The sequence below is a fragment of the Pseudarthrobacter siccitolerans genome (assembly GCF_001046895.1).
Classification (GTDB): domain Bacteria; phylum Actinomycetota; class Actinomycetes; order Actinomycetales; family Micrococcaceae; genus Arthrobacter; species Arthrobacter siccitolerans.
Window position 1 is genome coordinate 112,241 of record NZ_CAQI01000027.1, and the last position, 25,932, is coordinate 138,172.

General features: G+C 65.6%; 21 protein-coding genes. 13 read left to right on the top strand and 8 right to left on the bottom strand.

Annotation, left to right across the window (positions count from 1 at the left end):
- Positions 1-76: 76 nt before the first annotated feature.
- From ARTSIC4J27_RS02140 to ARTSIC4J27_RS02155, 4 genes are all read left to right on the top strand, one after another.
- Positions 77-1,195 (top strand): substrate-binding domain-containing protein, encoded by a 1,119-nt coding sequence (locus tag ARTSIC4J27_RS02140; protein WP_050053568.1) that lies wholly within the window; start codon positions 77-79, stop codon positions 1,193-1,195.
- A gap of 110 nt (positions 1,196-1,305) precedes the next feature.
- Complete coding sequence (locus tag ARTSIC4J27_RS02145; RefSeq protein ID WP_050053569.1) at positions 1,306-2,352, top strand: ABC transporter permease; 1,047 nt, start codon at positions 1,306-1,308, stop codon at positions 2,350-2,352.
- Positions 2,349-3,143: an ATP-binding cassette domain-containing protein gene (locus ARTSIC4J27_RS02150; protein WP_050053570.1), complete on the top strand. Its 795-nt coding sequence runs from the start codon at positions 2,349-2,351 to the stop codon at positions 3,141-3,143. Before ARTSIC4J27_RS02145 ends, ARTSIC4J27_RS02150 begins: the two co-directional genes overlap by 4 nt.
- A 103-nt stretch (positions 3,144-3,246) precedes the next feature.
- Entirely contained in the window at positions 3,247-4,206 is a 960-nt protein-coding gene (locus ARTSIC4J27_RS02155) for a carbohydrate kinase family protein (protein ID WP_050053571.1), read from the top strand.
- A 48-nt stretch (positions 4,207-4,254) separates the two neighbouring features.
- Here the strand turns inward: ARTSIC4J27_RS02155 and ARTSIC4J27_RS02160 are convergent, their stop codons facing one another.
- From ARTSIC4J27_RS02160 to ARTSIC4J27_RS02170, 3 genes are all read right to left on the bottom strand, one after another.
- A complete protein-coding gene (locus tag ARTSIC4J27_RS02160; protein ID WP_050053572.1) occupies positions 4,255-7,098 on the bottom strand; it encodes an ATP-binding cassette domain-containing protein in 2,844 nt (947 codons plus the stop codon).
- Positions 7,095-7,646: a hypothetical protein gene (locus ARTSIC4J27_RS02165; RefSeq protein WP_167344654.1), complete on the bottom strand. Its 552-nt coding sequence runs from the start codon at positions 7,644-7,646 to the stop codon at positions 7,095-7,097. The genes ARTSIC4J27_RS02160 and ARTSIC4J27_RS02165 overlap by 4 nt, the downstream gene beginning before the upstream one ends.
- Before the next feature lie 89 nt (positions 7,647-7,735).
- Complete coding sequence (locus ARTSIC4J27_RS02170) at positions 7,736-8,206, bottom strand: GNAT family N-acetyltransferase (RefSeq protein WP_050053574.1); 471 nt, start codon at positions 8,204-8,206, stop codon at positions 7,736-7,738.
- Between the two features lie 175 nt (positions 8,207-8,381).
- Here ARTSIC4J27_RS02170 and ARTSIC4J27_RS02175 point away from each other — a divergent pair, with 175 nt between their 5' ends.
- A complete protein-coding gene (locus ARTSIC4J27_RS02175; RefSeq protein ID WP_050053575.1) occupies positions 8,382-8,855 on the top strand; it encodes an SRPBCC family protein in 474 nt (157 codons plus the stop codon).
- Between the two features lie 103 nt (positions 8,856-8,958).
- On the opposite strand, the gene ARTSIC4J27_RS02180 is transcribed toward ARTSIC4J27_RS02175, so the two are convergent.
- Entirely contained in the window at positions 8,959-9,945 is a 987-nt protein-coding gene (locus tag ARTSIC4J27_RS02180; RefSeq protein WP_050053576.1) for an aldo/keto reductase, read from the bottom strand.
- 208 nt (positions 9,946-10,153) lie between these two features.
- Between ARTSIC4J27_RS02180 and ARTSIC4J27_RS02185 the strand changes: the two genes are divergently transcribed.
- The 6 genes from ARTSIC4J27_RS02185 (at position 10,154) to ARTSIC4J27_RS02210 (ending at position 17,367) form a co-directional block, all read left to right on the top strand.
- On the top strand, positions 10,154-11,155 hold the full coding sequence (locus ARTSIC4J27_RS02185; RefSeq protein WP_050053577.1) for a LacI family DNA-binding transcriptional regulator: 1,002 nt from the start codon (positions 10,154-10,156) through the stop codon (positions 11,153-11,155).
- Between the two features lie 183 nt (positions 11,156-11,338).
- Positions 11,339-12,673, top strand: coding sequence for an extracellular solute-binding protein (locus tag ARTSIC4J27_RS02190; RefSeq protein WP_050053578.1), 1,335 nt, complete (start codon positions 11,339-11,341; stop codon positions 12,671-12,673).
- 27 nt (positions 12,674-12,700) lie between these two features.
- Positions 12,701-13,603 (top strand): carbohydrate ABC transporter permease, encoded by a 903-nt coding sequence (locus ARTSIC4J27_RS02195; protein ID WP_050053579.1) that lies wholly within the window; start codon positions 12,701-12,703, stop codon positions 13,601-13,603.
- A gap of 2 nt (positions 13,604-13,605) precedes the next feature.
- Positions 13,606-14,502 carry a carbohydrate ABC transporter permease gene (locus ARTSIC4J27_RS02200; protein ID WP_050053580.1) on the top strand — a complete coding sequence of 299 codons (897 nt, stop codon included), beginning with the start codon at positions 13,606-13,608 and terminating at the stop codon, positions 14,500-14,502.
- Between the two features lie 63 nt (positions 14,503-14,565).
- Positions 14,566-16,104: an arabinosylfuranosidase ArfA gene (arfA, locus tag ARTSIC4J27_RS02205; protein WP_050053581.1), complete on the top strand. Its 1,539-nt coding sequence runs from the start codon at positions 14,566-14,568 to the stop codon at positions 16,102-16,104.
- A gap of 162 nt (positions 16,105-16,266) precedes the next feature.
- Positions 16,267-17,367, top strand: a complete 1,101-nt coding sequence (locus ARTSIC4J27_RS02210) for a response regulator (protein WP_152683751.1) — start codon at positions 16,267-16,269, stop codon at positions 17,365-17,367.
- A 61-nt stretch (positions 17,368-17,428) separates the two neighbouring features.
- Here ARTSIC4J27_RS02210 and ARTSIC4J27_RS02215 read toward each other — a convergent pair whose 3' ends face one another.
- Positions 17,429-19,309, bottom strand: coding sequence for a pectinesterase family protein (locus ARTSIC4J27_RS02215; RefSeq protein WP_050053583.1), 1,881 nt, complete (start codon positions 19,307-19,309; stop codon positions 17,429-17,431).
- Positions 19,309-20,679 carry a pectate lyase family protein gene (locus tag ARTSIC4J27_RS02220; protein WP_050053584.1) on the bottom strand — a complete coding sequence of 457 codons (1,371 nt, stop codon included), beginning with the start codon at positions 20,677-20,679 and terminating at the stop codon, positions 19,309-19,311. The genes ARTSIC4J27_RS02215 and ARTSIC4J27_RS02220 overlap by 1 nt, the downstream gene beginning before the upstream one ends.
- Positions 20,680-20,967: 288 nt before the next feature.
- On the opposite strand from ARTSIC4J27_RS02220, the gene ARTSIC4J27_RS02225 reads away from it, so the two are divergent.
- Positions 20,968-21,828 (top strand): phosphatidylinositol-specific phospholipase C/glycerophosphodiester phosphodiesterase family protein, encoded by an 861-nt coding sequence (locus tag ARTSIC4J27_RS02225; RefSeq protein ID WP_050053585.1) that lies wholly within the window; start codon positions 20,968-20,970, stop codon positions 21,826-21,828.
- Between the two features lie 27 nt (positions 21,829-21,855).
- On the top strand, positions 21,856-22,887 hold the full coding sequence (locus ARTSIC4J27_RS02230; RefSeq protein ID WP_050053586.1) for a metallophosphoesterase family protein: 1,032 nt from the start codon (positions 21,856-21,858) through the stop codon (positions 22,885-22,887).
- Between the two features lie 63 nt (positions 22,888-22,950).
- Here ARTSIC4J27_RS02230 and ARTSIC4J27_RS02235 read toward each other — a convergent pair whose 3' ends face one another.
- Together ARTSIC4J27_RS02235 and ARTSIC4J27_RS02240 are read right to left on the bottom strand one after the other, a co-directional pair.
- The gene (locus ARTSIC4J27_RS02235; protein ID WP_050053587.1) at positions 22,951-24,534 is read right to left on the bottom strand and encodes a phospholipase D family protein; all 1,584 of its coding nucleotides are present in this window, start codon (positions 24,532-24,534) and stop codon (positions 22,951-22,953) included.
- Positions 24,535-24,674: 140 nt separating this feature from the next.
- Positions 24,675-25,913, bottom strand: coding sequence for an NYN domain-containing protein (locus tag ARTSIC4J27_RS02240; RefSeq protein WP_050053588.1), 1,239 nt, complete (start codon positions 25,911-25,913; stop codon positions 24,675-24,677).
- Between the last annotated feature and the right edge of the window lie 19 nt (positions 25,914-25,932).

The window sequence follows — 25,932 nt, forward strand, 5'->3', positions numbered from 1 at the left end:
TAGCGTGTGATCCTGCTTACCTCGTCTATGACATCGTTGTCGAGGCCAGTAAAGGCCTCAAACACCAGGAGATTCAATGTTGAGTTCCAAAGCATCCCGTTCAGTGGCCACCCGCCTGTTCGCGGCAGGAGCGGTCCTGACGTTGGGAGCGGTCAGTCTTTCTGCCTGCGGCGGCAGTTCCAGTGGTCCCTCAGCCAGCGGAGGCTCCGCTGACGAGAAGGTGGGCGTCTCCCTGATCGTGAAGACCACCACCAACCCGTTCTTTGTTTCCATGCAGGAGGGTGCAAAGAAGGCCGCCGAAACTGACGGGGTTGACCTGAAGCTGGCTGCCGGCAAGGCCGACGGCGATGAGGAAACGCAGATCCAGGCGATCGAAAACGCCATCTCCAAGGGGGACAAGGGAATCCTGATTACGCCCAACGGCCCCTCCGTGGTTGACGCCCTGAAGAAGGCGAAGGACGCAGGCCTGTTCGTCATCGCCCTGGACACTCCGCCGGACCCCGCCGATGCCGCCGACATCACGTTCGCGACCGACAACTTCGCCGCCGGCGAGCTGATCGGTAAGTGGACCGCCGCGCAGCTGGACGGCAAGAAGGCCACCATCGCCCTGCTGGACCTCTTCGACGACAAGGTGGTCTCGGTGGACTACAACCGTGACCAGGGCTTCCTTACCGGGATGGGCATCGACACGGCTGACAAGAAGAAGAACGGTGATGAGGCCAAGACCGGCAAGTACACCGGCGGCAAGGGCGGGGAGTACGAAATCGTCGGCAGCCAGGCCTCCCAGGGCGCCGAGGACGGCGGACGCACGGCGATGGAAACCCTCCTCGCCAAGAACCCGAACGTCAACGTCGTCTACACCATCAACGAACCCGCCGCTGCCGGCGCCTTCGAGGCACTGAAGTCCGCGGGCAAGGAGAAGGACGTACTCGTGGTTTCGGTCGACGGCGGCTGCACCGGCGTGAACAACGTCAAGTCCGGCGTTATCGGCGCCACCGCCCAGCAGTACCCGGTCAAGATGGCCGAACTTGGCGTGAAGGCCATCGTGGATCTGGCCAAGACCGGTAACAAGCCTGCCAACTCGCCGGGCCTGGACTTCTACAACACCGGCGTCGAACTCGTCACTGACAAGCCGGCCGACGGCATCAAGAGCATCACCACCACCGAAGCTTCCGAGATCTGCTGGGGTAAGTAGAACCCCACAGCCATGCGCCCGGGGAGGCCTCGCACCGCGCGGCCTCCCCGGAGCACCACTTCCGCGTTCGCTACGCGCCAGCAAACCATCATCGAAGATCAGGACCTATCGTGACCCAGCAACAGACCGCCGGCCCGCCCAGCGCCGGGCATGCAGACCTGGCGGAGGAATTCCTTGACCGCCAAACCCCGCTCAGCCGGATACGCAACATCCTCCACCGCTACCCAGCCCTCAGTCCGGCCCTCGTACTCCTCATCGCGGTGGTTGTGTTCGGCCTGCTCAATGACAGGTTCCTGCGGGTTGAAAACCTTTCGCTGATTACCCAGCAGGTTTCCGTCGTCGGCACCCTGGCCATCGCCCAGACACTCATCATCCTCACGGCCGGGATTGACCTCTCCGTCGGAGCCGTGATGATCCTGTCCTCCATGGTGGTGGCCCAGCTCGCCGTCAACAACGGACTACCCGCGCCCGTTGCCCTGCTCGCAGGCCTGGTCGTGGGACTCGCCGCCGGAGCCGTGAACGGATTCCTGGTCACCAGGTTCCGGCTCCCTCCGTTCATCGTCACCCTCGGCACCCTGAACATCTTCATCGCCCTGACGCTGCTTTACTCCAACGGAGCAACAGTGCGTGGCTCGGCAATGCCGGGCCTGCTGACCTGGACCGGAACCACCTTCCCGGTGGGCGCCGTCAGGATCTCCACAGGCGTCGTCGTGATGCTCCTGCTCTACATCGCCATCGCCTTCATCCTCGGCAAGACAGCCTGGGGCCGGCACGTCTACGCCGTGGGCGATGACAAGGAAGCCGCCCGCCTGGCCGGCATCGCCGTGAACAAAGTCCTCATGAGCGTCTACCTGGCCGCCGGCGCCGTCCTGGCCATCGGTGCCTGGATCCAGATCGGCCGCACCAACGCAGCCAGCCCCAACGCCGGCGTGGACTTGAACCTCGACTCCATCACCGCCGTCGTCATCGGCGGAACCAGCCTCTTCGGCGGCCGCGGCTCCGTCTGGGGAACACTCCTCGGCGCCCTGATCGTCGGCGTCTTCCGCAACGGACTCTCCCTCGCAGGCCTGGACGTTCTGTACCAGACCCTCGCGGTCGGCGTCCTGATCATCCTCGCTGTGTCCATCGACCAGTGGATCCGAAAGGTCAAGTCATGACCATGACAGAAGCAGCAGCATCCCACACCGCCACCCGCGAGCCCATCCTGTCAGCCAGGAACCTCGTCAAGACCTTCGGCCGCGTTGTTGGCCTGGACGGCGTCAGCCTCGACCTCTACCCGGGCGAAGTCCTGGCAGTCATCGGCGACAACGGCGCCGGCAAATCAACCCTGATCAAATGCCTCACCGGAGCAGAAGTCCCGGATTCCGGCGAACTCTTCGTCTCAGGACAGCCGGTACATTTCAAGCGGCCCCAGGACGCCCGGGCCCACGGAATCGAAACCGTGTACCAGAATCTTGCAGTGTCGCCGGCACTCGATGTCGCATCGAACCTGTTCCTCGGGCGGGAAGAGCGGGTCCCCGGCCCGCTGGGCAAGCTCTTCCGCGTCCTGGACACAAAGGGAATGCGCCGCAAAGCCAAGGATGAGCTCACCCGGCTCGGCATCTCCACCCTCCAGGACGTCACCGTCCCGGTCGAGAACCTCTCCGGCGGCCAGCGCCAGGCCGTTGCCGTGGCCCGTGCCGCGGCGTTCGGTTCCAAGGTTGTTGTGCTGGATGAGCCGACGGCGGCGCTGGGCGTGCGCGAATCCAACCAGGTCCTGCAGCTGGTCCGGGACCTCCGGGACCGCGGCCTGCCCGTCATCCTGATCAGCCACAACATGCCCCACGTGTTCGACGTGGCGGACCGGATCCACATCCAGCGCCTCGGCAAATGCGCGGCCACCATCACCCCGCAGTCCCACAATATGACCGATGCAGTGGCAATCATGACCGGCGCGGCCACCGCCTGATCAGCTGCTTGCCCCGACGTCAGTCCGCGGACCAGGTCACCGGTCCGCGGACTGACGCCGCTTGAACAGCCCCACCCCATCAGCTCCCCACGAGAGACAGACCATGGATTACCTCACAACAGCCCGGCAGGACACTCACCCGACACTTGACGTCACTGTCGTAGGCGAAGCGCTGATCGACGTGGTCACAACCTCAAATGGCCAGGTGGAACACCCGGGCGGCTCGCCGGCCAACGTCGCTTACGGACTCGGCCGCCTCGGCGTCAGCACAGGTCTGCTCACGGCCATCGCCCCCGACGCCCGGGGGACCGCCATCGAAAACCATCTCCTCAGCGCAGGAGTCACACTCCTGCCCGGCTCAAAATCCCTCACCCGGACACCGTCGGCAACAGCAACCCTCGCGGAGGACGGCTCGGCCACGTACGAGTTCGATATCTCCTGGGACCTGGCCCCCACGCCGCCGGCGTACTTCCCCAAAATCCTGCACACGGGATCCATCGCCACCTTCCTCAGCCCAGGCGCCAGCGCCGTAAAGGCCCTGCTCGAACAGGCCCACCGGCACTGCATGATCACCTACGACCCCAACATCCGGCCGGCCCTCCTCGGCAGCCACACGGAAGCGAAAGCGATCTTCGAAGAGCTCGCGGCCCTCACCGACGTGGTCAAACTCAGCGACGAGGACGCCCGGTGGCTGTACCCCCGGAAAAGCCTGGACGAAACCGCAGCGCACATCCTCGGACTGGGCACCCGGTTGACCGTCATTACGAAGGGCGCTGATGGTTCGCAATTCACCACAACCGCCGCCACCATCAGCATCCCCGCCGTGAAAACGACGGTTGCAGACACCATCGGCGCCGGCGACTCCTACATGTCCGCCCTGATCCTGGGCTTCCTCACCCGGGGAACCGAAGGCTTCGCCCCGGCGGTCCTGGAGCAGCTCGGACACACCGCAGCTGCCGCCGCGGCCATCACCGTCCAGCGCCCGGGAGCCAACCCACCGACCCTTGAGGAACTGAACGCCGCACTCGAAGCCAACGCTCCGGCTCAGTACGCGGGGGCCTGAGGCACCTCAACAGGGGGCTGGTCCTGCCACTATTTTTCGGCGCGGTCTTCAGGCCTTGAGTTGTAGCGGATCCTTCGCCTGGGCGGGCTGGGCTTTCCCGGCCTGCCCGCCCGCGCTGGAGACCGGCTTCACCCGCCGGAGGGCCGCGAGGATGGCACGGCCCACAACGGCAATACCGGTGATGGTGGTGATGGCGCGCAGGGTGTCCCAGCCCGCCGTCGACGTCACCAGCGAGTACAGCAGGAAGCTGCTGAGGTTGGTGCCCAACGGCGCCCCCGGCATGTAGGAGATGCCGGTGCCGGCGCCCACCGCGAAGGGCCAGAACCACAGGTTGGTCAGCAGGCCGAACAGGTAGGACGCCACCACGCCGTAGCCGGCCAGCATCCACAGTTCGGCCTTGCCCCGCACCCGGCGGGGGAGCAGGCCGGCGCCCGCGCCCACCCATGCGCAGGCGAAGATCTGGAACGGTGTCCACGGCCCGATGCCGCCCCACAAAGCACTCGAGACCGCGATGGTGGCGGCGCCGAGGAGCAGGCCGAAGCGGGCACCGAATGCCCGTCCGGCCAGGATCAGCAGGATAAAAACCGCCTCCACGCCCCCGACACCGGTACTCGCCACCCGCACCGCGGAACCCACCGCGGCCAGGACGCCGAGCAGCGCCACCGTGTGTGCCGAGCGGACGGATCCGTCGAGGGACACCACGATGGCCACGACGGCGATGGGCGCCATGGCCAAGGCCGCGTAGGGGAGTGCCGCGGCGGCATCCTGTGGAAGCGCGGCGGCGAGCAGCGGCCAGCAGAACGCGCCGAGAGCCAGGAGGTTAGCTGCGGCCAGGACGGCCAGCTCAACGGGCCGCGGCATCCGGAGGCGGGGCTTCTTCGCGCCAAAAGAGTCAGCTGGTCCGTCGCTGAACTTTGGTGCTGGGATCCGTGGGGTTGTTGCGGGTTGCGCGGAGAAGGCATCAGCCGGGGCGGCTTCCGTCTCGGAAGAAGGCGCGACGCCGTCACTCATCGGGAGGATCCGCGCACCAAGGCCGGGGGCAAAGTTTAGGTCATGAGTGGCGATCAGGACGGCAGTGCCGGCGTCCGCTGCGGCCCGGAGTGCTGCCGAGACTGCTGTGCGTGCGGCCGGGTCGAGTCCGCGGGTGGGCTCATCGATCAGGAGCACCTGCGGATCGTCCATGGTCTGCAGGGCGATGGCAAGGATCCTGCGCTCTCCTGCGGAAAGGTCGCGGGGATGCTCGTGCCCGATGGGAATGGCGTCTCCGCGGAGCCGGGCCAGATGCGAAGCTGCTGTGCCGGGCGCGGGCTGGATGCCGCCTTTTCGCCTGGCCTGGCGCCGCTCGGCGGCGCGAAGCTCTCCCGCGACAGTATCCCTGGTGAAGAGGTCGTCTGAGGTGTCCGGCACCAGGGCGACCCGACCGCCATCGGCCGTGCCGCCGTCGTACGTAGTTGATCCGCCCGTACTTTCACCGAGAGCGAGCGCCACGAGAAGGGAGGACTTCCCAGCCCCGTTCGGCCCTACCAGGGCTACCACTTCACCGCGGTGCAGGGTCAGGGACGCGTCGCGCACCAGCGGTTTGCCCTTTCGGTGCACCGCGAGGTTGGTCGCGGTCAGCACGGGCGGAACGTCTGCTGTCTCATCCGGCGATTCGCGCACCTCAACAGGGCGGGAAGGGGAGGGGGCAGCGCTGGGGACGAGGGCGCCGTCGCTGATGGTCCACCAGGAATCGGCAACAGGCACAAGTGCTTCCGCCCGGTGCTCGGCCACGATGACACAGACACCGGCGTCGCGGGCGAGGGCATGAAGTACCGAGATGACGCGTGCGCGGGCTGCAGTATCAAGGTCGGCCAGGGGTTCATCCACCAGCAGCAGCGCCGGATAATCCACCACGGCGGCGGCGATGGCCACGAGGGTCGCCTCGCCCGCGGAGAGGGTGCTGAGGTTCCGGTCCAGCAGCGCCGTCACGCCAATCCGCTCGGCCACGTCCTGCACGCGGGCCTTCGTGGCAGCGGATGGCATGCCGCGCAGTTCAAGGGCGAGGGAGATTTCGTCCCGGACCCGGGTGCTGGCAAAGGCGGCGCGGGGGTTCTGCAGGACCACGCCGAGGTGGCGGGCGGTATCGCGCGGCGGAGTGGTGGCGCGGTTCGCCCCGGCGACGTGGACGGTGCCGGAAATGCCGCCGCCGTCGACGTGGGAGAGGAGACCGGCGATACCCCGGAGGATGGTGGACTTGCCGGAGCCGGTGGGTCCGGTAATGACGGTGATGGAGCCCCTGGCGGGGGTGAAGCCGGCGACGTGGACGGCTGCGTCACCAATGCGGAACTGGGCGTCCCGGACGAGAAGCGGAGCTTCGAAACCGCTGTCAGGCTGCTGGGCCGCCCGGCTTCCGAAGCCGCGCAGTTCCAGGGCAGCGGCAACCCTGCTGGCGTGTTCCAGGGTGCGCTCGAGTACGGGCACCAGGGCGCGGGGGCCGAAGCGCTCGCCCCGTAAACGGAACGCCAGGCGTACGGAGGTGACGGCGTCGGCCAGGGCTGGGAGTGCGGCCCAGGCCACCACAAGCATCCGGGCTATGCCCTGCATGGGGCCGCGGCGGGCCAGGAACACGAAGCCGCGGGCCACGTCCACCCAGGCGTTGAGCAGGCCGAAGCCGACGAACAGTCCGGCAATGGGAAGGGCGGACAGGACCGCCGCCCACAACCCGGGCCCGGAGACCGGACCGAGGAAGACTACATGGGCGTACGGGGCCGGCAGCCGCATGGCCGGCAGGTCGAGCAGGATGGGCGAGCCAAGGCCCGCGCCATTGAAGAGAACGCGGTAGATGACCCGCGCCGCGATGAACACGACGGCCAGAGCAATGCCGGCGCGCAGCGGCGCGGGTCGGAAGGTCATGCCTTGGGGGCGGCCGGTTCGCCGTCGACGGTGTAGAGCAGTTCCAGGCTCTCTCCGGGGCTTACCTTCAAGGTGGCGACGCCTTCCTGGGCGTAGCCCCACTCACCGGAGGCCGGCTTGACCCACAGCGACCAGTAGGCGAAGGCAGCGGACATGTCCTTGCATTCCTCGCGGTAGGTGCCGCCCTTGTGCTTGATGTCGAAGTCGGCGGCGGGGACGCCGTTCACGCGGCACACCGCGTCGGGGTACTTCGTGCTGCCCTCGGTCTTGATGTCGGCCTCTTCGAGAACCGTGGAAGCTACGGTTGGTCCGTCCACGGGCACGCATACGGACTTGTCGGCGGCGGCCTGCTTTAGCGAACCGGAATCGACGATTACTTTCACGCCGGTGCAGGGACCGTCGGAGGCGCTGGGGGAGGAGGCTGCCGAGGAAGCCGGGTCGGAGGCAGCAGGCTGGGTGGCCGGCGCGGAGCAGGCGGCGAGGGAAAACAGGAGACCGGCGGCGGCGAGGGAGCTCGCGGCGGCGGTACGCATCTTAGTCAAAGTCACTTGTCAAGGGTAGGACGTTGCCTGGTCGAATCCGGATGCGATCGCGTTGTGTGACGTTAGTTCTCAAGCCGGATGAAGCGGGCCCTTTATTACAGGGACAACTCCATAAAAACGCTGTTGGGATCCAGGGTGTAGCCGGCGAACGGCGGGCACTCGGTGAAGCCGTTCCGGGCGTACAGCCGCCTGGCAGGGGCGAAGTACTCCTCGGTTCCGGTCTCGAGGTAGACGCGCCTGAGTTCCCGGGCGCGGGCATCGTCGAGGATGTGCCGGAGCATCAGGGTGGCTACGCCCCGGCCGCGTGCGCCCGCTGTGGTGCGCATGGACTTGATCTCGCCAGCCAGCGCCCCGATTGGGGGATCCAGGAGCTTGAGTGCGCCGCACCCCAGCAGGCCGCCGTCCTCGCGGGCCGTCCAGAAGGTGATCGATGGCCCGGATAAGGCGGAGTGGTCCAGGGCATGGACGCTTTCGGCCGGGGAGGTGGCGTACATGTCCGCCAGGTGTTCGCTGAGGAGCTGACGGACGTCGGCCCGTGCGGGGTCGTCCCGGTTAATGGAAATCATCGGCTCAAATCTACCGGCTGACACTGCGGAATCCTCAAGCCGGGCGGGGGAATTCCGAGGGGCTGGACCCCGGCAGCGGCCGGATTTATGGTGAAAAGGTGGCGGCTGCCTGACTGGCAGGAGAGCCAGTGCTGCCGGTCCGCTGTTGCGGCCGTCCGTCACGAGGAGGAAGCAGATGGAACACGTTGAAGAGACAGTTGACGTCGCAGTTCCGGTGCGGACCGCGTACAACCAGTGGACCCAGTTCGAGTCCTTTCCGCAGTTTATGTCCGGAGTGGAGTCCGTGACCCAGCTGACCGACACCACCAACCACTGGGTCACCAAGGTGGGTGGTGTCCGGCGGGAATTCGATACCGAAATAGTCGACCAGGAACCGGACGACCGGATCGCCTGGCGCAGCACCGACGGCAAGTCCCACGCCGGAATCATCAGGTTCACGCCGCTGGATCCCAACCACACGAAGGTCAAAGTCCATTTCGAATGGGCGCCGGAAACCCTGACTGAAAAGGCAGGCGCGGCGCTGAAGATCGACGAGATGCAGGTAAAGGCCGATATGCGGAAGTTCAAGGCCTTCATCGAATCGCGCGGCACCGAAACCGGCGGCTGGCGCGGAGAAGTCCAGGACAGCGGCCCCACCGGGCAGTTCTAGCAGTGCCCCGGCGACGGGGAAGCGACCCATCACCAACAGACAGCGGACGACGGCGGGTGGCTCCCGCCGTCGTCCGCTCACCTCAATGTGGGGGCGTAAGGGGTCATCGCCCCACGAGGCCCATGTGCAGATCGTTGTAGCGGTTCCCCTGCACGCCGATCCGGGCGGCGACAGCATTGAGGTCCGCCACTTCATCGGCTGACAGCGTAACGGCGGTGGCCGCGGCGTTCTCCTCGAGGCGCTCGCGGCGGCGGGTCCCCGGGATCGGCACAATCCACGGCTGCTGCGCCAGGAGCCAGGCCAGCGCGATCTGCCCCGGCGTGGCGTTTTTGGCGGCGGCGAGTGCTGCGACGTGCTCCACCAATGCCTGGTTGGCGGCGCGGTTCTCGGGGGTGAAGCGCGGGATGGTGCCGCGAACGTCACCCTCGGAAAATTGCGTGGCCGTATCCACGGTTCCGGTGAGGAAGCCCTTGCCCAGCGGGCTGAAGGGCACAAAGCCGATCCCGAGTTCCGCCAGCATTGGCAGCACCTCCGGCTCCGGATCCCGTGTCCACAGCGAGTATTCGCTCTGGACCGCTGTCACTGGAAAGACGGCGTGGGCGGCGCGGATGGTCGCCGCCGAAGCTTCCGACAGCCCGAAGTGGCGGACCTTGCCGGCCTGGACGAGCTCGCCCACGGCGCCGGCCACCTCTTCGATGGCTACGTTGGGGTCCACGCGGTGCTGGTAGAAGAGGTCGAGCGTGTCCACCCGCAGCCGGCGCAGTGATTCGTCGGCCACGCGTTTGATCCGCTCGGGCGAACTGTCCAGCCCCACGGATTTGCCGTTCTCGATCCGCCAGCCGAACTTGGTGGCGATGACCACGTTGTCCCGCACCGGTGCGAGTGCCTCGCCAACCAGTTCCTCGTTAACGAACGGGCCATACACCTCGGCAGTGTCAAAAAAATTGATGCCAATCTCCACGGCGTCGCGGAGCACACCGATCATTGCCTGGCGGTCGCCGGGGTTGGGGCCGTAGCTCTGGGACATGCCCATGCAGCCCAAGCCGATTGCCGAAACCTGCAGGCCCTGCCCAAGTGTCCGTGTATGCATCATGTCTCCCTTGCTGATGAATCGTCCTGCCGGGGCCGCTGTGCCGGGCCTTTCTCCAGTCAACGCCTTTCCGGACGCGCAAGGGAGTCCCTGTTAAAACGGGTTCTGGCAGGACCTCCCTTAAGCGAGCGGTAACATCATCAGCAAGCCACCATAGCGGTGTCCGCTGCCTGCCGGGTTGGCAATCGTGGGTCTTGAAAGGGGAGCAGTGCGCGCAACAGTCAAGGACGTCGCGCGCCGCGCCGGTGTGTCACCGAAAACGGTTTCGAATGTGATGAATGGCATCGTTCCGGTGAGTGAAGCCACCCGGCTGAAAGTGGAGCAGGCCATCCTCGATCTGGATTACGTGCCCAACCTCTCCGCCCGGGGGTTGCGCAATGGCCGGTCCGGTGTCATTGCGCTGGCCTTGCCTGACCTGGCAACGCCCTACTCGGCAGAAATTGCCCACAACATCGTCGAAGTGGCGCACGAGCAGGGCTGGGTGGTGCAGATCGAGGAAACCGGCTCCGACCCCCACCGCGAACACGAACTTATGGTGCGCGCCCGCACCAACCTCATCGACGGGCTGATCCTCAACCCTGTGGTGCTGGATGAGAGCGCCGTCCAGGTGGGCGTTGCCCTTCCGCCCGTGGTCCTGCTCGGCGAGGTCACACAGAAGCTCGCCGACCGGGTGTTCGTGGACAGCTTCGCGGCAGCGCGGGACATGACGTTGGCCCTGGCCAGGCCGGGGCGCCGCCGGATCGCCATCCTGGGAACCACCCAGGGCAGGGGATCGGCCGCGGCGATCCAGAGAACCCAAGGCTATGAAGAAGCGTTGCGGATCCTCGGCGTGGACCGGGACGAGTCGCTGCTGATTCCCTGCGAAAAATGGACGCCGGAAACTGCTGCCGAAGCACTGGCGGCCTACCTGGACTCGCATCCGCTTCCGGAGGCTTTGTTCTGTTTCACCGATTCCATGGCTATCGGCGCACTGAGCGTGCTCTGGAAGAAGGGCCTTCGGATTCCGGCGGACATTGGCGTGGCAGGCTTTGATGACATTGCCGACGGCCGCTATGCCGTCCCTTCGTTGACCACCGTTTCCTTTGACAAGCGCGCGGTTGCCACGGAAGCCCTGCGCCTCCTGACGGAGCGGATGGCGGACCGGGGCCATGAACAGCGCCTGGTTCCCATCGACTACAGCATTGTGGAGCGGGACAGCAGCCGGGGCTGAAACGGGAGCCGGCGCTCAAATTGTTGGCGCTAACAATTTTCCTTGCAGGCACCATTACATCGATGTAATGTGAGACGCGCGTCACTCCCCCGAAGCCTCGGCTGCAGGAACGTGGTGCGCCGGAACCGGAATTTTGAGTAACAAGTACTGACCTTTCAGCGGACCCATCCAAAGGAGTGATTGGTGAAGCAGTTTGAATTTTTTCCCGGGAAACAGTTGTCCCGGAGGCAGCTACTGACAGGAACAGCGGCCCTCGGCAGCGTCCTGGCAGCAGGGGCACTGACGGGCTGCGGCGGAAACGCCCAGGCCGCGGGCGTGCGTGACATCGGATTCTGGCATCTGCTCTCCGGTGGCGACGGCATCAAGATGCAGGCCATGATCGACGGCGCCAACCAGGCCAATCCCGAGTTCAAGGTGAATCCCACCGTGCTGGCCTGGGGACCCCCGTATTACACGAAACTGGCCATGGCCTCGGCCGGGGGACGCCCGCCTGAGCTGGCGATCATGCATGCCAGCCGGGTCCCCGGTTACGCTCCCGGCGGGCTGATCGACCCCTGGGATCTCTCGTTGTTGGCAGAGCACGGAGTTACGGGTGCCGACTTCGCCCCGCGCATCTGGGAGAAGAGCCAGCAGGACGGCAAGGTGTTCTCCCTCGCCCTGGATTCGCATCCCTTCGTGATGTTCTACAACACGGACGTGGCCAGCAAGGCCGGCGTCCTGGCCGGCAACGGACAACTGGAGGACGTGGCTTCCCCCCGGGAGTTCATGGACCTGGCCAGGGAGATGCAGAAGATCACCAAGGCTCACGGACTGTCCTTCGGCTACCTTGGCAGCGGATCCCAGATGTGGCGGCTCTTCTACACCCTCTACAAACAGCACGGCGCTGACATGGAACTCACTCCGGGCCAGCCGATGAAGGTCGACCGGGACGCGGCTATTGAGTCGCTGGAATTCATGGCCTCACTTTTCGATGACACCATCGCGGCCAAGAGCGGCGACATCAGCACGGGTATCGCGGAATTCGCCCGCGGCGACTCGGGGATGCTGTTCAGCGGGGTCTGGGAACTGCCCACCCTCAAGAAGGCAGGCCTGCCCGTGGATGCGGCAACAATTCCCACGCTCTACGGCACACCCGCCGCCTACGCAGACTCGCATTCCTTCGTCCTTCCACGGCAACTGAACGTGGACGAAGCCAGGCGCCGCGATGTCTACAAGTTTGTCAGCGACGTCCTCAAGGGATCGCTCTCCTGGGCTGAGGCAGGCCATATTCCTGGATACCAGCCCGTAGTCCAGTCGCAGGCTTACAAGGACCTCACCCCCCAGGCGCACTACGCCAACGCGGCTGATGTCATTGCCTACGATCCCGAGTCCTGGTTCAGCGGTTCAGGTTCTGACTGGCAGACCTACTTTGCGGAGAACGTGCAGAACGTCCTCCTGGGCCGCGACAAGGCCGCCGCAGGCTGGGGCGCGTTCGAAGAGCGGACCAACCACCTTCTTTCCATGCCCAACCCGGTCTAACCGCACCGAGCGACAAAGGAGTCCTTCATGAGTTCTTCACTAACAGCCCGGCGCAACCCCGGGAACCTCACCAGGAACAACCTGAGCGGCTGGGGGTTCGCCGCGCCCTTCCTGGTCTTCTTCCTCGTGTTCCTTGTGTGGCCCCTTCTGTATGGGCTCTACATGAGCCTCACCGGCAAGTCCCTGACCGGCGCCAATGACAGCCTGATCGGCTTCGCGAACTACGCCGAGGCCCTGGCCGACGCCGGCATGTGGCGCTCACTTGGCAACACCCTCTACTTCACCGTCATCAGCACCGTCCCGCTGGTACTGGTGGCCCTGGTGATGGCGGCACTGCTCAACGTGGGGCTTCCGGCCCAATGGCTCTGGCGGCTCTCCTACTTCGCCCCCTACCTGCTCGCGTCCACTGTGGTTTCGCTGTTCTTCACCTGGATGTACAACCCGCAACTTGGCCTCATCAATGACACGCTGTCCAAGGTCGGCATTCCGAAAGTCGCCTGGCTCAACGATCCCAACGTGGCCATGTGGGCGATTGTGATTGCCACCCTGTGGTGGACCGTGGGTTTCAACTTCCTGCTGTACCTGGCCGCGATGCAGAACATTCCGCACCAGCACTATGAGACGGCCTCCCTGGACGGCGCCGGAGCCTGGCGGCAGTTCTTCTCCATCACCTTGCCGCAATTGACCCCCACCACCGTGATGATCGTCCTCCTGCAGATCCTGGCCTCGCTCAAGATCTTCGACCAGGTGTACCAGATGACAGCGGGCGGCCCCGCAGGATCAACCCGGCCCGTGGTGCAGTACATCTTCGAAACCGGGTTCACCGGCTACCGGCTGGGATACTCCGCAGCCATCTCCTACATCTTCTTCGGACTGATCGTGCTCGTCTCGGTCATGCAGTTCGCCATCACCCGCCGCAGGAGTGCATAACCATGGCCATTCAGACCCTCGACCGCCCGAAGCCCCGCACCAGCGCCAGCCAGGAAATACGGCAACCCAGGAAAAAGATGACCGCCGGCAAGATCGCCGCCGTCGTGGTGGCCGCGCTGATCGCAGTCCTCTGGCTGGTTCCCTTCGCCTGGGCAACCGCCACGGCCTTCAAAACCGAGACGGATGCCGCAGCGCCGAAGATCAGCTGGCTGCCGCCGTCGGGCTTTACCGCAGAAGCCTTCGTGAAGGTTTTCCAGGACGGCAACATCCCGCTCTGGACGTGGAATTCGCTGTACACCTCGGCAGCCATCACGGCCATCACCCTGGTGATCTCGGCGCTGGTGGCCTACGCCCTGTCCCGGATCGACTTCAAGGGCAAGAAGGTGCTGATGACGGTGATCATCGCCTCCATCATCGTCCCGCCGCCGGTCCTGATCATCCCGCTGTTCTACCAGATGCTCGGCCTGCACATGATCGATACTTCCTGGGCGATCATCCTGCCCCAGGTCATCCACCCGGCCATGGTGTTCGTCCTCAAAAAGTTCTTCGACCAGATTCCCCGGGAACTTGAAGAAGCCGCGGTGATGGACGGCGCCAGCCGCATGCGGATCTTCACCCAGATCATCCTGCCGCTGTCCCGGCCCATCCTGGCCGCCGTCGCCATCTTTGTGTTCATCGGCGCCTGGAACAACTTCCTGTGGCCGTTCATCGCCACCAACGACGGCGCGCTCCTCACCCTTCCCGTAGGCCTGCAGACCATCAAGAGCGCCTACGGCATCCAGTACGCGCAGAACATGGCATCCGCCCTGCTCGCGGCGCTGCCGCTGATCCTGGTGTTCCTGTTCTTCCAGCGCCAGATCATCAAGGGCGTCGCGACGACGGGCCTCGCCGGGACCTGATCCGGCACCTTCCGCTTACTTAACCCCACGCTTTCCAACAGACCCACCACCTAGGAGTAACCCATGTCCTTCGCACGGATCACCCTTGACCGCGACTTCACCATCGGTGAAGTGCCCCGCCGCCTCTTTGGCTCCTTCGTGGAGCATATGGGCCGGTGCGTGTACACGGGCATCTACGAACCGGGCCACCCTGAATCGGATGACAACGGCTTCCGCCAAGACGTCCTCAAACTCGTCAAAGAACTCGGCGCCACCGTCATCCGCTATCCCGGCGGCAACTTCGTCTCGGGCTACAACTGGGAAGACGGCATCGGCCCGCGGGAGAACCGGCCCAGCCGGCTGGACGGCGCCTGGCACACCGTGGAGTCCAACGCGTTCGGCCTGCATGAATTCGTGGACTGGTCCCGCCAGGCCGGTACGGAAATCATGGAAGCCATCAACCTGGGCACCAGGGGAGTGGATGCGGCCCGCGAGATCGTCGAATACGCCAACCACCCCGGCGGCAGCTACTGGTCGGACCTCCGTGCCAAAAACGGCCACAAAGATCCGTTCAACATCAAGCTCTGGTGCCTGGGCAATGAGATGGACGGGCCCTGGCAGATCGGCCACAAGACCGCTGAAGAATACGGCCGCCTGGCGCAGGAAGCCGCCAAGGCCATGCGCTTCGTGGACCCGGATATCGAACTGGTGGCCTGCGGAAGCTCCAACTCCGGCATGCCGACGTTCGGCGCGTGGGAGCAGACGGTCCTGACGCACACCTATGACGAGGTGGACTACGTCTCCCTCCACGCCTACTACCAGGAGCACGACGGCGACGCCGGCAGCTTCCTGGCCAGCGCAGTGGATACCGACTATTTCATCGAATCAGTCATCGCCACCGCCGACGCCGTCCGGGCCAAGGGGAAGCACAAGAAGCACATCAACCTTTCCTTCGACGAGTGGAACGTCTGGTACCAGCGCGGCCTGGATACCGAGGACCAGCCCCACAACGTGGCAAAGGCGGGCTGGCGCGAGCACCCCCGGGTCATCGAGGACAAGTACAACGTGACCGACGCCGTGGTAGTGGGAACGCTGCTGAATTCGCTGCTCCGGCACGGCGACCGCGTCAAGATCGCCAACCAGGCGCAGCTGGTCAATGTCATCGCGCCCATCTTCAGCGAGGAAAATGGCCCGGCGTGGCGGCAGACCATCTTCCACCCGTTCGCCCGCATGGCAGAGCTGGCCAAGGGCCAGATCCTGCGTTTGTCCGTTGACTCGGACAAGTACGAAAACGCCCGCTTCGGAGACACCGACCTGGTGGATGTCAGCGCCACCTGGAACGAGGAAACAGGCCGCATCGCGCTGTTCTTCGCAAACCGCGGCCTCGAGGAAGCGGCGGACATTCAAGTCACACTTCGCGGGTTTGATGCCCGCCAGGTGCTCCGCGCGGAGGTCCTGGAAGTCCCCGAAGACGGAGACCGTTTCACCATCAACACCCAAAACAAGCCGAACCAGGTGGGGCTCAAGCCGCTGGAAGGGGCCAAGGCGAGCGGTTCCGAACTCCGGGCAACACTTCCCGCCCTGTCCTGGGCTGTGATCGAGCTGGCCGTAGCAAAAGACTGACCGCGCACGTACAGCGGTAATAGCAGCCAGGAAGCGGACGACGGCGGGAGGTTCCCGCCGTCGCCCGCCCACCACTGCCGCGGCCGGGCCGGCCCGTGGGACGATAGGTCCACCGGGCAGACAGCGGGCCCGTTCGTAACGATGCATGCCGGGGGCCCTGTGGTGATTGATTCGAACAAACCTGCGGACGCCATGACCGTGCTGGTTGCGGACGATGATGAAGGATCCCTGCTCGTAGCGAAGGCGGCGGTGGAGAAATCCGGGCACAAGTGCATCGTGGCCATGGACGGAAAGACTGCCTGGGAGCTTCACCAGGAACTGCGTCCCCAGGTTGTGGTCAGCGATCTGATGATGCCCGGGCTTAACGGGTTTGATCTGTGCCGCGCCATCCGGGCCGGCGAAACGTCCTATACGTACGTGATGCTGCTGACCTCGCACGGTGCGCGGGAGGACGTGCTGGAAGGCATGAGGGCCGGTGCGGACGACTACGTGACCAAGCCGCTGGACCCCTTCGTCCTGCACACCCGCCTGCTGGCCGCCCGGCGGGTCACGGCGCTCCACGGTGCCTTGGCCGACGCCCTGCACCAGGCCAAGGACAGCAATCAACGGCTTGCTGCATTCACCGGCCGGGTCAGCCATGACCTTCGCAATCCGCTGACCTCCATCCTGGGTTACCTCGAGCTGGGGACCATGGAGGCAGAATCGGGCCGGACCGGGGAGGCCGCAGAGTACTTGGACATCGTCAATAGCGGTGCTCGCAGGATGCTTTCCATGGTGGAGGAGCTGCTGCGGTTTTCTTCCATCGGCGGCGGTTCACTGTCCAGGTCCCGGTTGTCGTTGGCAAGCCTGGTGCAGGAGGTCACCGATGACCTGGGGCCGGGCCTGCGGGAAGCCGGTGCCGCAGTGGAATGTGCGGACTTTGATTTCGACGCCGATGAAAGCCAGCTTCGGGTTGCGCTGCAGAACCTGATCCAGAACGCAGTGGCGTACCGCCGTCCGGACGTGCCCCCGGTCATCCGCGTCAGCGGTCAGCCCGCCGGGGCCGGCGTGGTGATCCGGGTGGAGGACAACGGCAAGGGAATCAGCACGGGGGACCGGCGCCGGGTGGTTGAACCGCTGGTCCGCCTGCACCGGGAAGGCGACCCTCCAGGTACCGGCCTGGGCTTAGCGACGTGTGCCAGCATTGCTGCCGCCCACGGGGGACGGCTGGAGATCTCATCGGGTGCCAGCGGCGGGACGACCATCAGTATCTACCTCAGATGAAGGCAAAAGCGGACGACGGCGGAAGTTCCCGCCGTCGTCCGCCCACCGCTGTGCTCAGTAGCTAAGCAGCCGCCGTTGACGGCACGACGCTGCAGTCCGCCGTCGTGCCCGCGAGCTGCGGTGCCCAGCCGTCCGTTCCCTGCAGGTAGTCCCTGGCCGTGTAGTTGCCCGCCTCAGCCCCGGGCAACTGCGGACGGTCGGCAGTCGCCTGTGCGCCGGGGCCGCGGTTGTTGTACTCGTGGAACCGCGCCTCGCGCCAGGAGAAGCCGCTCATGTCCGTCCACGGCGTGCCGGAGATGTGGGCACCAAGCCAGGAATCCCGGATCAGGACCTGGGCTATAGCCTTCGGGTCGCCGCTGGGGTGCCACGGCCTGCCCAGGTGGACAGTGTTTGCGGCGGCATCCGAGACGAGCCGGCACTGGTCAAAGAGGTAGCCGTACTTGATGGACAGGTCTAGGCTGCCTGCTGTCACGTAACCGTTGTTCGTGCTCGAGGCGCGGTCCAAAGACTTGATCTCGCAGCCGCTGAAAACAGCCGTACCGCGGCCGAAGATAAAGTCCACATCCCCTTCCACATAGCAGCCCTCGAAGAAGAACCGGGCCTGGACGCCCGCCGCCGGTGAGTTGACCAGCAGGGTGTCCTGGTTGCCCAGCATCCTGACGTTGGACAGCACCGACCGGTCCGCCGTGATGTGCAGTGCAACGGCCTGGCGGTCCTTCATGCCCATGTTGGCGGCCTCGTCGAAGTCGTTGCTGAATGTCAGGTTCCGGGCCACGAAATCCGGCCCGTCAATCCGCACGGACGCGCTGCCCGACGTGCCGAAGTTGCCGCTGCCGTCCGGCTTGGGCGTGCCGGACGCGTTGTTGTAGACGATCACCACGTCCTCCGGCCTGTCGCCCTGGCCGATGAAGGAGATGCGTGGTTTGTCGGCGGGAACCCGCACGGCTTCCCGGTAGGTGCCGGGCTGGATCCGGATGACGGTCCGCTGAAGGCTCCCCGAGGGGACGGAGTCGACAGCGGATTGAACCGTCGCGAACGTCCTGCCCGGTCCGACCTCGAGCGTCACCGGGACATCCACAGGCCGCTCCGCCGGCCAGTACATTCCCAGCAGGGGGTCGGTACCGGCGTCGATATTCAGGAAGTAGCCCGGCGGCACGATCTCCTTGGACTGCAGTTCGCGCGCCACGAGGCGGGCCACCGCCAGCGCGCCGGCGGCCTGGAAATGGGTGTTGTCTTCCGAGCCTTCCGGATACTGCGGGTGCTCGCCGGGAGCAAGGTGCAGGAAGTGCTGCTTGGTCCCTTCCGGGCCCAGCTGCTGCCACAGCTCCTTCGAGGAAGCCGTCAGGTCCACCAGCGGGGTGCCCGTCACCGCGGCGAGTTCCCGCACAGCCTGCGGGTAGGCGCCGTGGGAATCCTGGGCGTTTCCGGAGGAATCGAAGCGGCGGCGTTCCACGGAGGTGACGAGGACGGGCTTGCCGCCGCGTGCCCTGGCGCCCTCGATGTACCGGGCCAGGTACTCCTTGAAGGTGGTGCCGGGGAGGGTTCCACGGTTGGGGTCCGTGACCTTTTCATCGTTGTGGCCGAAGGAGATCAGCAGGTAGTCGCCGGGCTGCATCAGTGCCAGCACCCGGTCCAGCAGGCCAGCGTCGGCATAGCTCTTGGAGGAGGCGCCGGACCAGGCGTAGTCAAAGACAGTGGCCTGCGGCCCCAGCAGGAGCGGCAGGGCCTGTCCCCAGCCGGCTCGCGGGCGTTCGGACTGCTGGTAGGCCGACGACGTCGAGTCCCCCACCACGAAAATGACCGGCTTGGTGCGTGGCTTGGTGGGGTCCGGCTCTGTTTGGGGGAAGGCGCCGGCTATGCCCGTTCCCGAAAGGGCCATGGTTCCTGCGGTGAGCGCCAGGGTGGCCAGGACGCTGCGGCGGCTCGGCAGAATGGCGGCCATCAGAGGTTCCCGCCGGCAGTGAAGATGGGGCCGGTGGAGTTCTGGAGCAGTGCCGGCACGGCCTGGGCCGGATGGACCTGGGTCCGGTGGAGTGGCGTCCAGGAGGTGTCCTCGGCCAGCTGGTCCGTGGGCGCGGCAGCGGCGTTGTACTCGGCGCGAAGGTCCGTGATCTTGCCGTTGACGGCGTTCGCGACGGTGGTGATTGCCATTCCCGTGAAGCGCCGGATGAGGTCCGCGGCGTCGGTTCCGGCCGGAAGCGTGAAGGCGTTCGCTTCGGCATGGAGGTGGGAGTCGAATCCGGCTCCGAGGGCGTACTCGAACGGGACGGTGCTGTCCTCGTTGACCTTGAAGTGGTTGTTGTAGACGTCCACCTGGCCGAACCGGACACGCGGGGAGCGCTGGCCGATGTTTTCGAAGACGTTATGGTGGATGGTGACGCGCAGCTTGCCGGGGTCCCCGCGGTTGGCCGAGTCGGTGGAGCCAATCAGCAGCAGCTTGTCGTGGTCGGAGAACCGGTTGTAGGACATGGTCACCAGGTCCGAGCCGTTGGTGACGTCCACGGCGCCGTCGTGCACCTGGTAGGGGCGGCCGAAGTACAGCGGCTGGGAGCTGTCCAGGTTGGGGGCGTCAGTGAATTCGGAGTGGTCGATCCAGACGTGGGTGGCTTTGTTGATGACCTGGAGCAGATCGTATTCGCTGTTCCAGTTGCCCTCGGCGCCGTCCGTGGGGTCCCAGGCCGGGAAGCAGTCGGCCGCATCCCGCACCGTGAGGTTGCGGATAATCACATTGGTGGCGCCGTTGACGCGGAGCGCGGCGCCGGTGATGCTGCTCTCCGGGGTGGCGCCGACGATGGTGGTGTTGCTGGGGATGTCCCACCGGATGGTCTTGGCCTGGTTTGCTGCGGCGAGTCGCCTGGCGCTTTCCTGCGGTCCGGCGGGCTCCTCGGTGCGGCCGTACGTTGCGGGGTCGAAGTCCTGAAGGTACTGCCCCAGGCTGAAGCCGGTGCCTGCGGCGTAGTCTTCGCAGGTCAGCGGCTTCCCGTCCGCGGCGATGTTGGCGTCGATGGTTCCGTGGACGCGGACGATCTTGGGCTGGGTGCCGGCGGTTGCGAAGGCGGCCAGCAGTTCGGTTTTGGTGGACACGTCATAAACGTTCTCGTCTGCCGCCGCTGAGCCTCCCGTGGTTCCGGTTCCCTCGGATGCCCAGCCGTTGCCTGCGGAAAGTACCTGGCGCTCCAGCGGGGTTTGGGCGGTCTGGGCGATAGGGTCCGCCGCCGGGTTGGGAGATGCTCCGGCAGGAGCCGAAATGGCCAGTGCTCCTGCTACGGCAATGGCTGCGGACATGGATAAGCGGGTACTGCGTTTTCGCATGTTCTCTCTTCCGTCATTGGAATGAACTGCGCTTCGGCCGGGGTCCACTGTGACGCCGGTCATTGTGAGCGCTGACAAGACAGTATCGAGAAAGCGGTTTCTCAGCAAGACCTGCATCGACTGATCAGGCTGTATCTGCGGCTGAAATTGGAAGTGGTCCCTCCCGGTTTACCTGGCGGCAACCAGGAGGTCCGCCCCCGTTCTCCTGTCACCAGCAGTCTTTTCATGCACCCTTTGCCCGGCACCCCCCCTTGCCGGGCAGACATCCCGAGGTACCAGGAGTACTGCGTGTTCGTGAAAAGCACCCTCGCCGCCGTCGCCGTCTTTGCCTCCCTGGCCGGCACCACAGTGGCACCCGCCCGAGCTGAGGCACCCAAGCCCACGCCCGTCGTCGTTGGCCAGCCGCTGGCCAAAGCGCATGCACACAACGACTACGAGCATGACCGCCCCCTGTTCGACGCCCTGGAGCACGGCTTCACCAGTGTCGAAGCTGACGTGTGGCTGGTGGAAGGTGAACTGCTGGTGGCCCACGACCTGGAAGACGCCAAGCAGGGCATCACGCTCGAAAGCCTCTACCTCGACCCGCTTGAGGACCTTGTCCGCAACCAGCCGGGCCACGCCGTCTACCCGCACTGGGACGGCAGCCTGCAGCTCCTGATCGACATCAAGAGTGAGGGCGAGGCCACCTATGCTGCCGTCGAGCAGGAACTGGCCGAGCATCGGGACATCATGAGCCGCTACACCAACGGCAACGTCAAAACCGGCCCGGTCACCGCCGTCATCAGCGGCAACCGTCCGCTGGCCACCATGCAGGCGCAGGACAAGCGGTTCAGCTTCTACGACGGCCGCTCCGCCGACCTCACTTCGGGCATGCCGGCGGGGCTCATGCCGCTGGTCAGCGACAACTGGACCAAGCTCTTCACTTGGCAGGGAGTCGGGCCCATGCCCGAAGCGGAGCGCATTAAGCTGCACGCCTACGTTGCCGAGGCGCACGCCAACGGCTACCGCGTGCGCTTCTGGGCCACCCCGGACACTCCCGGCGCAGCCCGCGACGCCGTCTGGACCGAACTCGCCGACGCCGGCGTGGACCATATCAACACCGACGACCTCGCCGGCCTGCAGCAGTTCCTCACCGCCCGCGCGGCCTGAGCCCTTCTTCGAGACAGGAACATTGCGATGCCTTCACACACCATGAAAATTACGACGGCGGCGCTCACCTTGGCGCTCGGCCTCATTGCGTCCCAGCCCGCCATCGCCGCTGACAACACCGGCGAGGCCTTCACTTTCGGAGTCATCGGCGACATCCCTTACGGCGCCGCCGAAACCGCGAAGTTCCCGGGCCGGATCCAGGACATCAACGCCGACAGGGACCTGAAATTCGTCACCCATGTGGGCGACATCAAGAACGGCTCGTCGGTCTGCTCCGACGAATACTTCGCCAACATCCGCACCCAGTTCGATACCTTCACCCACCCGCTGGTCTTCACCCCCGGGGACAACGAATGGGTGGACTGCCACCGCACCAACAACGGCGCCTACAACCCGCTGGAGCGGCTGGACAAGCTGCGGGAAGTCTTCTTCGACGAGCCCGGCAAAACCCTCGGCGCCACCATGCCGGTCAAGACCCAGGAAGAACTCGGCCTGCCGGAGAACGTCCGCTTCACCCAGAACCGCGTGGCCTTCTCCGTGCTGAACATCCAGGGCAGCAACAACTCGCTCCTGCCTTGGACCGGGCTGGGCGAAACCACGGCCACACCCGAGCAGCTGGCCGAGGTGGAGCAGCGTACGGATGCCGTCCTGGCGCAGATCCGCGAGACCTTCGCAGACGCCGGGCGCCGCAACGACCGGGCCGTGGTGCTGATGACCCAGGCGGACATGTTCGACCCGTCCCAGCTCGCCGCCGCATCTGCCAACCCGGAGGCCGTATCCGGCTTCCGTGAGATTGTCCAGGCCATCGTCGAGGAAACCAACAGCTTCGACGGTCCGGTCTACCTCATCAACGGCGACAGCCACGTTTTTGCCGAGAACGAGCCGCTGGCGGAGGACTCTCCCTGGCTGGAGGTCTACGGCCAGCCCGCCGCGGACAACCTGCAGCGCATCACCGTGGACGGCTCCGCCAACGCCACCAACTACGTACGTTTCACGGTGGCCGGCAACAGCGCCAGCGGCGACGTCCTGAGCTGGGAGAAGGTCCCCTTCAGCCAGTAGGCACCAAAGCGAAGCGGACGACGGCGGGAGGTCCCGTCGTCGTCCGCTTCCTTTTGTCCCCGTCTAGAACTCGGTGGTGCCGCGCATCTTGCGGGGACGCCCGTCCGGGTCCACGAGAAAGCGGTTGACCGGGTTCGCCCAGAGGCGCTGGAGCCGCGGCACCGGCTGCGGATGGTGGTTCCGAACTTGTCCCCGGGGGCGCTCCGAACCGCCTCCGGTTTTGTGCCACTGGTCCAGGGCGTCGGCGGTGGCCTTCCACAGGCCCAGTCCGGCTGCCGGGTCCTGGAGCTGGGGGTCGTTCTGCTCCAGGCCCAGGTGTTCGGCCCAGAGCTCGAGACGGAGGGAGCAGGCCAGTGAGGGGGAAGCATCAGAACCCGCGCTGGTGTCGATGACCGCGCAGGTGAGTTCGCTGTCCGTGGTCCAGGACCGGCGGTTGAAATTGTCCGACCCGATGGTGAACCAGGTGTCATCGATGATGCAGATCTTGGCGTGGACGTAGATGGGAGTCCCGGCTTTGTTCTCCAGGTTGAAGACGCCGAACCTGCCGGGGGCAACCCGGCGCATCCCCTCGATGGCGCGCAGTTGCCCCACCCGCTTGGGTGGCCCTCCGAGCGGACCGTCCGAGTCCGGGTAGCGGGGCACCACGGCGATCACGTTCAACTCCCTGTTCTGTTCGAGGGCTGCCGCGATTCCGGTGGCGACTTCCGAGGACCACAGGTACTGGTCCTCGATGTAGATCAGCGAGCGCGCCTGGGCGAAAGCCTTCGTGTAGGCGCGGGCGACGCTCCGCTCACCATCGGGGGCGAACGGGAACGGCGGATGCTTCACGCCGTAGGTACGTAGCAGCTGCACGGCGTGGGGGCCGGCCGGCGGCGGCGGCGGCGCAGTTTCCGGCAGGGGTTCGGGATGCCGCGGCATATCCGCCAGGCGCTGCAGCAGCATCCGGTACGGTGTGCGGTGGTCCAGGGGATGGGGGTCGTTCCACCTCTCGGCGAACAGCTCGAGCACGTCCGCCACCACCGGGCCGCGCAGTTCCAGGGCTGCATCGTGCCACGGGGGTTGTTTCCCGTACCGGGGATCCATGTCCACCGCCTGCGGGTCTCCTGCGTGATCAGCGTCGTCCCGGCGGCCGTGCGAGAGGTCGATTCCGCCCACGAACGCGACGTCCTTTGAGGGGTCGTCGCGGCGGCGGATGACCACCAGTTTCTGGTGGTGGCAGCCGAAAAGGCGTACCCGCTGGTCGAGCAGCACCTCGCCGCCGGCGTCATTGATCTGGCGGCTCAGGAGCTCGTTGGACCGGTTGCTCATGGGAGCCGAGATGCGCTCGCCGTGGGATCTCCAGATCAGGCCGCGCACCTCCACGTCCGCTTCGGCCAACCGCGCCAGCAGCTCACCGATGGCGGGCCCATCCGGCGTGAGCCGCTCGTCGCCGTCGCCACGCCAGTCGGTGAACCACACGCGGTCTCCGGCCTGCAGTGCCGACAGCTCCTCATGGAGCCGGGCGAAGTAGGCGGCCCCGTGGATCAGGGGCTTCACGAGGTTGCCCTCGGACCACGACGTCGATCCGTCATCACCGGCATGCACGCCGGTGGCCGTGTTCCCCCGCTCAGCACCGCTCAAGAACCAGGTACCAGGATTACTGTCCACTCGATGTTCCCTTCGGGCCCGAGGCCTGCGTTGGTGTGCAGCCTCTTCAGTAGCCTACGACTCTGTTGGGAAATGTCATCGGGTGAGCGAACGGAAGCGGACGACGGCGGGACCTCTCGCCGTCGTCCGCTGTGCTCGGATCAGTTGTCCAGCAGTCCGCCGCTCGCCCAGCGCCGGACTGCCAGCTTCTCCAACACGTCGAATTCCAGCAACGCTACGCGGCAGAGTTCTTCCACGTTCTCCGTCCAGGCTGCGGCCAACTCCTCCGCTGTCGCCTGGTCGTGGAGCTGGAAATTGGCGTAGGCGAGACCCTGCAGGACAAAACTGACCGCACTGCGCGAGACCGGCTGGCCTGCATTGACACAGTCATCCCGCACTTGCCGGGACAGTTCCGTGCGATTGAGTGGCGGATGCTCCCGCAACCGCTCCGCCATGGCCTCAAAGATCTGCCGAAACTGGGCTTCCGAGAGCGCCGGCACGTCCGTCACCCGGGTGACCCGCTCCTCGACACCCGGCTGCGCATCGGCTGGCAGGGGAAGGTCCTCATTGGAGAACCGCTTCGAGTCCCAGACCCAGCCGCCCTGTGCCGCTGAATACTCGACGTTCTTGCCGATCTGGGAAACCCACGTCCCAAACTTTCCGAAGCCGCCCCAGTCCGTCTTCAAAGAAGGATCGGCTGTGAGCGCCCGGTGGGCCACCATGGCACCAACAACCGGTCCCGGTGCCGTCCGGACAAACTCCGCTACCTCACGGATCGCGGGGGAGTGGGCTTTGGCCTTTGCCTTGGCTGCGGCAGGTGCCTGGGGTTGCTCTACAGAAGCTGCTGCGCGGACGGGTTCAGCGGTTGTGCCGTTGAGGATCGAGACAAAATCGTGGGACTCCACCACGTGGTCCGCCATCTCCCTGTAGGCGAAGGCCACCGCACCGGCTGCGATGACCGTGGTCATCCGGTCGGCAGCGCGGAACCGCTGGATCAGGGACGTGAAGTCGGCATCGGCCGAGGCGATAAAGAACTCCTCGATTCCACCGCCGCCGGAGAGTGCGTCCATGGCGTCGAGCACCAGATTGATGTCCGTGCTGCTCTTTCCCCGCTGGGTGAGGGAGGGGCAGTCGATGACGCGGAATCCGGCGCGGGTCCAATATGTGCGGTACTTCGAATACACCATGGGGTTCAGGTAGCAGTTGCGGATCAGGAAGCGCCGGGCACCCTCGCCGGGACCTCCTGCAGATAAGGCATCGGCCCAATGCTTGGGGTCTTCGGCAAACCGCTTCGCCGCCTGCGGATCCAAAGCCTGGAGGCCGGTGAAGACGTTGTCGAAATCAACAAACATCGCCGCGCGGATGCCAGGCCGGCGGGAAGGTGTGAGTGCCGCGTTCATTGGGCCAGTGTGCCAGCAA